This is a genomic window from Demequina pelophila, assembly GCF_000971175.1.
GTDB lineage: Bacteria > Actinomycetota > Actinomycetes > Actinomycetales > Demequinaceae > Demequina > Demequina pelophila.
This window is the reverse complement of the sequence record NZ_BBLY01000011.1, coordinates 1-10479: the sequence shown is the minus strand read 5'-3', so window position 1 is coordinate 10479 and position 10479 is coordinate 1. Positions and strand designations below refer to the sequence as shown.

At 72.7% G+C, this 10479-nt stretch carries 11 protein-coding genes; 9 read left to right on the top strand and 2 right to left on the bottom strand.

Features of this window, described 5'->3' with window-relative positions; genetic code table 11:
* Positions 1–177: 177 nt before the first annotated feature.
* On the bottom strand, positions 178–2475 hold the full coding sequence (gene purL / locus AOM03_RS12310; protein ID WP_062381804.1) for a phosphoribosylformylglycinamidine synthase subunit PurL: 2298 nt from the start codon (positions 2473–2475) through the stop codon (positions 178–180).
* Positions 2476–2725: 250 nt separating this feature from the next.
* On the opposite strand from purL, the gene AOM03_RS12305 reads away from it, so the two are divergent.
* Both AOM03_RS12305 and AOM03_RS12300 read left to right on the top strand, forming a co-directional pair.
* Positions 2726–2977 carry a type II toxin-antitoxin system Phd/YefM family antitoxin gene (locus tag AOM03_RS12305; RefSeq protein WP_062381803.1) on the top strand — a complete coding sequence of 84 codons (252 nt, stop codon included), beginning with the start codon at positions 2726–2728 and terminating at the stop codon, positions 2975–2977.
* Positions 2974–3231: a type II toxin-antitoxin system RelE family toxin gene (locus AOM03_RS12300; RefSeq protein ID WP_062381801.1), complete on the top strand. Its 258-nt coding sequence runs from the start codon at positions 2974–2976 to the stop codon at positions 3229–3231. The genes AOM03_RS12305 and AOM03_RS12300 overlap by 4 nt, the downstream gene beginning before the upstream one ends.
* Before the next feature lie 52 nt (positions 3232–3283).
* Here AOM03_RS12300 and AOM03_RS12295 read toward each other — a convergent pair whose 3' ends face one another.
* Positions 3284–4594, bottom strand: coding sequence for a hypothetical protein (locus AOM03_RS12295; protein WP_062381800.1), 1311 nt, complete (start codon positions 4592–4594; stop codon positions 3284–3286).
* 83 nt (positions 4595–4677) lie between these two features.
* Between AOM03_RS12295 and AOM03_RS12290 the strand changes: the two genes are divergently transcribed.
* The 7 genes from AOM03_RS12290 to AOM03_RS12260 all read left to right on the top strand — a co-directional run bounded on the left by AOM03_RS12290 (position 4678) and on the right by AOM03_RS12260 (position 10164).
* The gene (locus AOM03_RS12290; protein WP_062381798.1) at positions 4678–5181 is read left to right on the top strand and encodes a phosphoribosyltransferase; all 504 of its coding nucleotides are present in this window, start codon (positions 4678–4680) and stop codon (positions 5179–5181) included.
* A 42-nt stretch (positions 5182–5223) separates the two neighbouring features.
* Positions 5224–5637: a rhodanese-like domain-containing protein gene (locus tag AOM03_RS12285; RefSeq protein WP_062381796.1), complete on the top strand. Its 414-nt coding sequence runs from the start codon at positions 5224–5226 to the stop codon at positions 5635–5637.
* A 73-nt stretch (positions 5638–5710) separates the two neighbouring features.
* The gene (metZ, locus tag AOM03_RS12280) at positions 5711–6928 is read left to right on the top strand and encodes an O-succinylhomoserine sulfhydrylase (protein WP_062381795.1); all 1218 of its coding nucleotides are present in this window, start codon (positions 5711–5713) and stop codon (positions 6926–6928) included.
* Positions 6928–7521: a hypothetical protein gene (locus AOM03_RS12770; protein WP_062381793.1), complete on the top strand. Its 594-nt coding sequence runs from the start codon at positions 6928–6930 to the stop codon at positions 7519–7521. Before metZ ends, AOM03_RS12770 begins: the two co-directional genes overlap by 1 nt.
* Positions 7518–8342, top strand: a complete 825-nt coding sequence (locus AOM03_RS12270) for a PrsW family intramembrane metalloprotease (protein ID WP_062381791.1) — start codon at positions 7518–7520, stop codon at positions 8340–8342. The genes AOM03_RS12770 and AOM03_RS12270 overlap by 4 nt, the downstream gene beginning before the upstream one ends.
* 29 nt (positions 8343–8371) lie before the next feature.
* Positions 8372–8965 (top strand): hypothetical protein, encoded by a 594-nt coding sequence (locus tag AOM03_RS12265; RefSeq protein WP_156157752.1) that lies wholly within the window; start codon positions 8372–8374, stop codon positions 8963–8965.
* Positions 8962–10164, top strand: a complete 1203-nt coding sequence (locus AOM03_RS12260; protein WP_062381783.1) for a PrsW family intramembrane metalloprotease — start codon at positions 8962–8964, stop codon at positions 10162–10164. Before AOM03_RS12265 ends, AOM03_RS12260 begins: the two co-directional genes overlap by 4 nt.
* Positions 10165–10479: the final 315 nt, after the last annotated feature.

Below are 10479 nucleotides of genomic sequence, written 5' to 3'. Positions count from 1 at the left end.
GGGGCGGGCGCTTCTCGCTGCGGTGCGGCACCGGGCGATTGTGGCAGACGTTGCCGGAATCTCCCCGGGCGCGAGGGCCTACCCCAACGGGCCGTGTGGCGCACTCAACACCGCGCCCGCGGACCGGTCCCGCGACCTACCGGGGGCCGGGTGCGGCCCCCGGCCCGCGCATCGTCCTCAGGCGAAGCGCTGCGGCAGCGGCGCCTCCCACGCCCGGCCCAGCTCGTCGAGCGCGAGGGTGAAGTGGCCCTGCACGTCGAGCTCGCCCTCGTCGTCCGTGATGCCCAGGCGCACGGCCGGGACGCCGCGGGCCTCGAGCATCGCGGCGAAGCGCGGCTCCTCGGTGCGCGGCACGGCGACGAGCGCGCGGCCCTGCGACTCGGAGAAGAGCGCCTCCGAGGCGGACAGGCCCGAGCGCTCGAGCAGCTCGTCGAGGACGACGCGCGCGCCCACCCCGTAGCGGAGCACGGCGAAGGCGAGGGCGGCTGCCAGGCCACCCTCGGACACGTCCCGGGCCGACGCGATGAGGCCGTCGCGCGCGGACTGGACCAGCACATCGGCCAGCGTGCGCTCCCACGCGAGATCCGCCTGGGGAGGCAGACCGCCCAGGTGGCCGTGGAGGGCGGCGAACTCGGAGCCGTCGAGCTCGGCGCGGGTGGTGCCGAGCAGGTAGAGCGACAGGCCCTCCTCGCGCCAGCCGCTGGGGACCGCGCCGGCGACGTCGTCGAGGATGCCCAGCACGCCCACGATGGCCGTGGGGTTGATCGAGCTGTCGATGCGGCCGGGCTCGCCGGTGCCGTTGTAGAGGGAGACGTTGCCGCCGGTGACCGGGACGCCCAGCTCCTGGCACGCGTCCGCGAGGCCGCGGATGGCCTCCGCGAACTGCCACATCGAGTCGGGGTCCTCGGGAGAGCCGAAGTTGAGGCCGTCGGTGACGGCGGTGGGGACCGCGCCCGTCATCGCGACACCGCGGAAGGCGGCCGCGACGGACTGGCGGGCGCCCTCGTACGGGTCGAGCTTGGTAAAGCGGTCGTTGGCGCGGGTCGCGACGGCGACGCCGCGGCCGGTCGCCTCGTCGACGCGGATCACGCCGGCCGCGTCGGGGCGGGCGGCGGCGGTGTTGCCCTGGACGTAGCGGTCGTACTGGCGGGTGATCCACTGGCGCGAGGACAGGTTGGGGCTCGCCATGAGGTCGAGGACGGTCCGCTTGACCTCGTCGCCGGTGCGGGGCAGGGACAGGGTCGCGGACGTGTCCGCCTGCAGCGTGTCCATCCACGCGGGGCGGTGGAAGGGGCGCTCGTAGACCGGGCCGTCGTGCGCGACGGTGCGCGGGTCGACGTCGACGATGCGCTCGCCGTGGTGGTCGATGGTGAGGCGGCCCGAGTCATTGACCTCGCCGACGACGGAGGACTCGATGTCCCACTTGCCGGTGATCGCGAGGAACTGGTCGAGCTTGTCCGGCGTGACGACCGCCATCATGCGCTCCTGCGACTCCGACATGAGGATCTCGCCGGCGTTGAGGCTCGGGTCGCGCAGCAGGACGTCGTCGAGCCAGACGTGCATGCCGCCCGAGCCGTTGGAGGCCAGCTCGGAGGTCGCGCAGGAGATGCCCGCGGCGCCCAGATCCTGGATGCCCTGGACCACGTCCGCGGCGAACAGCTCGAGGCAGCACTCGATGAGCACCTTCTCCATGAAGGGGTCGCCCACCTGGACGGACGGGCGCTTCGCGGGCACGCCGTCCTCGAAGGTCTCGGAGGCGAGGATCGACGCGCCGCCGATGCCGTCGCCGCCAGTGCGCGCACCGAACAGCACCACCTTGTTGCCCACGCCCTCGGCGGAGGCGAGGTGGATGTCCTCGTGCTTCATGACGCCCACGCACAGGGCGTTGACCAGGGGGTTGCCCTGGTAGCAGGAGTCGAAGCGGGCGTGACCGCCGATGTTCGGCAGGCCCAGCGAGTTGCCGTAGCCGCCCACTCCGGAGACCACGCCGTGGACCACGCGGCCCGTGTCGGGGTGGTCGATCTCGCCGAAGCGGAGCTCGTCCATGACGGCCACGGGGCGCGCGCCCATCGCGAGGATGTCGCGGACGATGCCGCCCACGCCCGTGGCGGCGCCCTGGTACGGCTCGACGTAGCTGGGGTGGTTGTGCGACTCGACCTTGAAGGTGACGGCCCAGCCGTCGCCGATGTCCACGACGCCGGCGTTCTCGCCGATGCCCACCATGAGGCGGGCCTTCATCTCCTCGGTGGTCTTCTCGCCGAACTGGCGCAAGTGGACCTTCGAGGACTTGTACGAGCAGTGCTCCGACCACATCACGGAGTACATCGCGAGCTCCGCGTTGGTGGGGCGGCGGCCCAGGATGTCGCGGATGCGCGCGTACTCGTCGGCCTTGAGGCCCAGGTCGCCCCAGGGCTGCTCCTGGTCCGGGGTCGCGGCGGCGTGCTCGACGGTGTCGAGGTGGGAGGCGTCGGTCATGGTGTCCTCTGAGGTCAGACGGGGAAGCCGGCGGATACCCGGCCAGCCTACCGGCGCGGCGTGCTTGGCTCGCGCCCGACGCCCGCCCGACGCCCGCCCGGACGCTGCGCACGGAATCCGGCGCGACACCCGGGTGGCGTGGGCCGATGCGGGGGTCGCGGGCGGCGTGTCGGCTCGCGATCCGTGCGGAGTGTCCACGGCGGGCAAGGCTGGGATGTACAGAGAGAATGCCGAAACGTACAATTCATCCATGACCGAGATCGTCCCTGTATCGCAGGCCCGCGCCCAGCTCCGCAGCGTGATCGAGCGCGCCCACGAGCGCGCGGTCTTCCTGGGACGCCACGGCAAGGTCGAGGCGGTCGTGATCAGCCCCGAGCACTACGAGCGCATGCTCGACGCCCTCGAGGAGATCGAGGACATCGCGGCCGCCGACGCGGCCATGGCCGAGGATGCACCGAGCATCCCGTGGGAGCAGGTCAAGGCCGACCTCGGCTGGTCGTGACGTACCGGGTCGAGCTGCGCCCGGCCGCGGAGCGCAGCCTGCGGCGCATCCACCCCCAGGAACGAGCGCGGATCCTGGGCGCTATCGAACTGCTCGCGCTCGACCCCCGGCCGCCACGGTCGAGGCGCCTGTCGAACAACCCGTACTTCCGCGTTCGGGTCGGCGGCCATCGAGTCATCTACGCGATCGAGGACGGCCTCCTCGTCATCGTCGTCATGACGATCGGCCACCGACGCGAGGTCTACCGCGGCTGACGACAACCAGCCACCCCCTCAGACGCGGCAACCTGCGAAAAGCGACAACCAACTACCCATTCGGGTGAGGAGCCGGGGGCGGCGGGTCCGCGAGCGCCTTCGCGACCACCTCCGCGAGCTCGCCCGGGTCCAGGGCCGTCCCGTGCACGTGCACCGCCTCGGGGTCCTCCCAGAGCACCTTGTCCACGCCGGCGATCCCGCCGATCGCGGTCGCGGTCTGCTCCATCCGCGCATGCGTGAGGGTCTCGACCAGCCGCGGATGCAGCACCGCGGTGTAGGAGTAGTCGTCGAGCCACGGGGTCTGCACCGTGACGGTCGCGTCCCAGCCGCCGACCTCGACCTCGCGGGTGGCGACGTCCGTCGCCTGCGCGCCGCGCTCGAGGAACGGCGCACGCAGCAGGAGCGCCCGGCGGTCGTCCTCGCCGAGCGCGCCGCCGTCGTCGCCCTCGCGCATGGGAAGCTCGGTGCGCGATGCCTCACGGAGCCCCCCGAGCACCTCGACGATCAGCAGTCCCGGCGCCCAGATCTCGAGCAGGTGATGGCTGCGGAACGCGACGCGCTCGATGCCGGGCGCCGCGTCGGCGCCGCGCACGAATCGCAGCAGCGCGGCCTCGTCGAGCTCGCGCGCGCCGAGCGCCACGATCGCGTGGTGCGTCGCGCCGGAGTCGGAGCCCGGGGACGGCCCGAGCCCCACGTCCTGGACGACCAGCCCGGCATCGCCCTCGGAGAGCGGCCCCAGGACGGCACTCGGCGCAGCGGACGGCAGCTCCGCGGGCCGGGCCGGCGCCTTGCGGAGCAGCCCGCCCCGGGGCATGAGGGCCTCGCGCACCTCGCGCGGCGTGTCGAACGCCGCATAGGACAGCGAGCCCGGGGTGTCGAACCAGCGCAGGACCTCCTCGACCGCCTGCCACGCGGTCCCACCGGTGCCGAGCGCGGCGACCGCGCCGGGCAGCGTCGCGATGGGCGGCCCGTCCGGGCCGAACGTGGGGTCCAGGTAGGCGCCCGAGGCCTGGTCCTTGTCGAGCCTCCACTGCAGGGGACGATGCGCATCGGCCAGCCCGCCCAGATAGACCAGGAGGCCGTCGATGAGGGCGGACCCGTGCATCGTCAGCCGCGTGCCCACCTCGGAGCGGTAGGCCCAGTCGGGCCGGATGGCCGAGCGGTCGCGCGCGAGGTCGCGCGCCACCCAGTCCACGACCGGCCGGAACTCCGGCGGCGTAAAGGCGAGCGTGTGCCCGGTCGCCTTGCGCACCTGCTGCGCGAGGTAGGTGGCGGACTTGGGGCTGGACTTCAGCCAGTCGTCGAACCAGCGGTCGGCCTCGTAGAGGCGCCGCGCGTCGCCCTCGCCCGTGAAGAAACCCATGCGGCCCAGGCTAGTCGGCGCGCGCCAAGCGACCCGGGATCGCGTCCCCGGGTAGCCTCGTCCGGTACCCACGAGGAGGCGACATGACCGACGGCATCGTTCGCGAGGAGCTCACCTGGCAAGGATTCGGCGACGCGACGCGCGAGCTCGCGCAGACCGTGGCGGACGACGGCTTCGAGCCGGACGCCGTGGTCGCCGTGGCCCGGGGCGGCCTCCCCATCGGCGGAGCGCTGTCCTACGCGCTCGGCACCAAGGGCGTGGGCACGCTGAACGTCGAGTTCTACACGGGCATCGACGAGCGCCTCCCCGAGCCCGTGGTGCTCCCGCCGCTGCTCGACACCGATGCGCTGCGCGGCCTCAAGGTGCTGGTCGCCGACGACGTCGCGGACACCGGCGAGACCCTCGCGCTCGTCAAGACGCTCATGGAGCAGCACGCCGCGGAGGTGCGAACCGTGGTGCTGTACGCCAAGTCGCGATCCGTGATCGACCCCGACTACGTGTGGAAGCGCACCGACGACTGGATCACCTTCCCGTGGTCCGCCCTGCCGCCCGTGGTCGCCGGGAAGCCGCATCCGGAGCAGGGCTGATCCACCCCTAGACTGACGCGCACACGCCCAAGGGAGGGACACGTGACCTACGCCGGAGACCTGACCCCGCAGGAGGCCTGGGACCTGCTCGAGCAGCAGGCCGATGCACTGCTCGTCGACGTGCGCACCGAGGCCGAGTGGCGCTTCGTCGGGGTGCCCGACCCCGCGCGCCTGGGCAAGCGCCCGGTGCTCATCGAGTGGGCGACGTACCCGTCGATGGCGCGCAACGAGGCCTTCGTCGACCAGCTCGTGGCCTCCGGTGTGAAGCCCGGCCAGCCGATCGTGTTCCTGTGCCGCTCGGGCCAGCGCAGCATCGGCGCGGCGGAGGCGGCGACGGCCGCCGGACTCGGCCCCGCGTACAACATCCTCGACGGATTCGAGGGCGCAACAAACCTCGACGGCCACCGCGGCACTCGCGGCTGGAAGGCGGAGGGCCTCCCCTGGCACCAGGCGTGAGGCGAGGCTGCGTGCACGGCGCGCCCGCGCATCGTCCCGGGGCGGCGTCCCGCACCGCCGGTAGCCTGTGCCCATGAGCCAGGACCTGCCCCCGACCCTGCGCCCCGACACCCTCGCCGTCCGTGCCGGCTTCCCGCGCACGCACTTCGAGGAGATGTCCGAGCCGATCTTCGCGACCCAGGGGTACGTCTACCCCACCGCGGCGGAGGCGGAGGCGGCGTTCGCCGGGGAGATCGAGCGCTACCAGTACTCGCGGTACGCGAACCCCACCGTGTCGATGTTCGAGCAGCGGCTGTCCGCGATCGAGGGCGCGGAGGACTGCTTCGCGACCGCGACCGGCATGGCTGCGGTGTTCGTCTCGCTCGCCGCGATCCTCCGGCAGGGCGACCGGCTGGTCGCCTCGCGCGCGCTGTTCGGGACCTCGATCACCACCTTCGACGAGTACTTCGCGAACTGGGGCATCACGGTCGACTACGTCGACGGCCACGACAACGACGACTGGGCGCGCGCGCTCGCGACGCCCGCGACCGCCGTCTACTGCGAGTCGCCCACCAATCCCATGCAGGACGTGGTGGACCTCCCGCACGTGGCGCGCCTGTGCCGCGCGGCGGGCGCGCTGTTCGTGGTGGACAACGTGTTCGCCACGCCGCTGGGCCAGAAGCCGCTCGCCCTGGGGGCCGATGCGGTGGTCTACTCCGCGACCAAGCACATCGACGGCCAGGGCCGGGTCCTGGGAGGGGCCGTCCTGGGCGGGCGCGAGTACGTGGACAAGGTGCGGACGATGGTCCGCACCATGGGCGCGACGCTGTCGCCGTTCAACGCGTGGGTGCTGGGCAAGTCGCTCGAGACGCTGCGGGTCCGGGTGGAGGCGCAGGCGCGCTCGGCGCACGACCTGGCCGCGTGGCTCGAGGCGCATCCGCGCGTCGCCAAGGCCCGCTACCCGTTCCTGGCCTCCCACCCCCAGCACGAGCGCGCGAAGGCGCAGATGACGCTCGGCGGGACGCTCGTCACCATCGACGTGGCGCTGCCGGAGGGCGTCGACCCGCACGGCGACGAGGCGAAGGCGGCCGCGTTCCGCTTCCTCGACGCGCTGCGGGTGATCGACATCTCCAACAACCTGGGCGACGCGAAGTCGATCGCGACCCACCCGGCCACCACCACGCATCGCAAGCTCGGCGCCCAGAAGCGCGCGCAGGTGGGCATGTCCAACGCGACCGTGCGGCTCAGCATCGGTCTCGAAGACGTCGAGGACCTCCGCGAGGACCTCGACCACGCATTGGAGGCGATGTGATGGCCCGGAAGACCGGGAAGCGGTTCACGCCGCCGGCGATGCCGGCGCCCGGCCCCATGGCGACGCCGCGCCAGCAGTGGACCGGCGCTATCGTGATCGCGGCCATGGCGCTCCTGCTCACGGTCGGCGCATCGTGGGTGGCCGGCGAGGTCTCGGGCCGCCACGTCGAGGCCGGGGGCACGGTCACGGTGGGCGACGCGATGGAGCTCACCGTCGCGGAGGGCTGGTCGCTCTCCGCCGGATCCGGCGACCTGCTCACCATCCTGGAGAACGGCGACGCGACGTACACCGCGGTCACGCCGTCCGCCTACGACCCCGAGCGCACGCCCGAGGATCAGGCGGCATCCCAGGCCGAACTGCTCGAGAACTCCGGATGGGACGTCGAGGTGGAGGAGACCGTCACGACCGACCAGGGCTACACCGCGCTCTCCTACACCGGCACCGGGCCGGACGGGGTGCAGCGCGGGTGGGTGGTCTCCGACGGCGAGTCCGTGGCCAGCTCCGTGCTGGAGATGCCCGCCGCGGACGACGCCGTCGTCGCGACCGCCGAGCAGATGGTCATGTCCCTCGTCTTCCTGGAGGCCTCGTCGTGATCGAGCTGCGCAATCCCGTCACCTGGGTCTACGCCGCGCTGGCCGTCGTCGGCATCATCGGCCTCGCCCCGCTGATGTCCGACGCGTATCAGGGCTCGCCCCTGGCCTTCCTCGTCGCGGCAGTCGGGTGGACCGCGTTCGGCCTCGCCGTCGCGTGGCTCATCCGACGCATCTCCCGCGGGCGGCCCCGGCCGCGCGGCGCGACGCTCGCCGCGTTCGGGTTCGGCGCCGTCATCGCGACGGGCCTGGGCCGGTGGACCACCACCGCGTTCAGCGACATCGTGGACGCCGTGGTCGCGGACGACGGCTGGTCGACCGCGCTCTCCGCGGGCATCTCCGAGGAGCTGCTCAAGATCCTGGGCGTCGCCGCCCTCGCGCTGTTCGCGGCCTCGCGCATGCGCAGCGCGCTCGACTTCGTCTACTACGGCGCGTTCGTGGGCCTGGGGTTCACCGTCGTGGAGTCGCTGCTGTATTCGGCGACGAACGCCGCGGGCGCGGACTCGCCCGTCATCACGGTGATCGGCTTCCTGTTCGTACGCGGCGTCTTCTCGCTCCTGTGGTCGCACGCGACGTACACGGCGATCGCCGCGATCGGCCTGTGGGCCCTGCTGCGCTGGGACGCGCCGGCCGCGCGCCGGTGGCTGGGATTCTGGGCGATGCTGCTGCTGTCGATGCTGGTCCACATCCTGTTCGACGCGCCCTTCCTCGAGGACAGCGCCGCGCTCGCGTTCTTCGTCAAGGGAGTCCCCGTCGCCGCCGTCTTCCTCGCGATCTACCTGCCGATGCGCGCCCGGGCGGGCCGCGCATCGTCCCCCGTCTAGCGCCGCACGCGCGTGCTAGCGTCGCACGCATGAGCAGCGGTGCTGAGGTTGCCGCTGAGGCGGCGCCGCCGGAGAGGGAGCCGCTCTCCGTGCGGCTGATCGGGCGCGGCTCGCTGGCGGGCGCGCTCGTCATTGTCGCGGTCGCCCTCGTCTACCTCCTCGCGCTGCCGTACGCCGCCCGCGTGGCCTCGACGCCCGCGCCGCCGCTGGTGATCACGCTGGGGGACGATGCGACGGTCACCGCAGGGCCGGAGTGGTCGCAGGCGCCGTCCGAGTTGGGCGTCACGACGCTCACCCAGGCCGGCGCGACCCTGCAGATCGTCACGCCGCACGACTCCGAGGGCGGCGTGGTCGAGACCATCGAGGCGCTCACGGAGTCGGCGCTCGAGGAGGCCCCCGCGGGCTCCGTCGCGACCGCGCCCCGCACCTTCGAGACGGACGCCGGGGACGCCGCCGCGACGGTGGTGGTCCAGAAGCCGCTCGAGACCGTCCAGACGTGGGTGATCTCGAACGGCGAGTTGGACGTCATCGCGGTCCTCACCGCGCCGACGTCCGCGTGGGCGCCGGTGTCGACATCGGCGCAGTCCCTCCTTCGCACCGTGACCCTCGGTGGCGCGTCGTGAGCGCGGCCGGGGCCGACCTGCCGGCCGGCAGCGGCTCACCCGAGCCACCGCCGGCCTCGGGCGCCATCCCGCTCGTCGGGCTGCGCCCCCGCCCCCGGACCGCGACCTTCGTCGATCCGCGCTCGTGGGTGTTCTGGGTGATCGTCGCCCTCGCGGTGGCGGCGTTCCTCGAGACCATGCCGCTCGTCATCGAGTCGCTGCTGGCCAACCCCGCGTCCGGGGCGCTCGCCGCGGTGTTGTGGACGCTGTACGGCGTGATCTTCGCCTCCGTGGTCTACGGCATGGAGCTGTTCGAGCGCCGGTCGCTCGTCAACATCGCGGGCGCCGTCGCGTGGGGTGCGCTCGTGGCGGTGGGCGTCTCACGCGTGGGCGGCGCAGCCATGCGCACGCTCGTGCAGGGATGGCTGGGCGAGGACTCGCCGTGGCTGTCCGCCGTATCCGCGCCCCTCGTGGAGGAGCCGCTCAAGGCGTTGGGGGTGGTGGCGCTCGCCCTCATACCAGGCGCGCGCATCCGAACCGTCGCGGACGGCGCCTTCTACGGCGGCATGATCGGCCTGGGCTTCCAGGTGGTCGAGGGCTTCCTCTACACCGCCCGCACGGCGGCGCTGTCGGGTGAGGCGATGCAGACGGTCGGCTCGATGTTCATCCTGCGCGGGCTGGTCGCGGGGCTGTGGAGCCATGCCGCCTTCACCGCGGTCGCGGGCATGGGCGTCGCGTACTTCTTCGTCTCGGTCGCATCGCTATGGCGCAGATGGGGGGTCCTGATCGGGATGCTCGCCGCCTCCATGGTGCTGCACGGGTTCCTCAATTCACCCCTCGTGGCCGGCTCGCCGTGGGTGGCCGCGCTCATCAAGGGAGTACCCATCACCACGGGACTCGTCGTGGCGCTGCGGGTGTCGTGGCGTCGGGAGCGCGAGGTATTCGCGCGCATGGCAAAGGTGACGGTGCCCGACCATCTGGTGAGCCCCGCCGACTTCGAAGTGCTGGGCTCGCGCCGGGCGCGACGAGAGGCCCTGGTCGAGATGCGGGAGCGGCACGGGGTGCAGGCCGCCCGTGACCTGCGCGCCATGCAGCGGGCGCAGCTCCAACTGCTGGTCGCCGCGCACACGGACGGCCTGGTCTCCTCGCGTGCAGCGGAGGCGGCTGGCCGGGTGACCGCGGCGCGGTCCGCGCTCGCGTGGTCCGTGGTGGGGCGCTGACCGCTGACTCGCGTGCAGGCGAGCACTCGCGACGGCCCGCGGACGTCACAGTCATGGCCTGGCCCATCCCCCACGGAGCGACAACCAGCTACCCCTGGGGCGCAGCAACCCCGCGAAAGCGACCACCAGCTACCCGGTCGAGGAGGCGGGTGCAGTCGGCGGGTGCAGGGCGCGGGTGGAGCGCGTGGCCCATGAGGTGCCCCCTCACGCATGCCGCGCCGTTGCGGCGGATCGGGGCTCGAGGACGCCCGGCGTAAGAATCACTCAGGGTATGCGAAAGCCCCCCAACCGTGGGTTGGGGGGCTTTCGTGAATG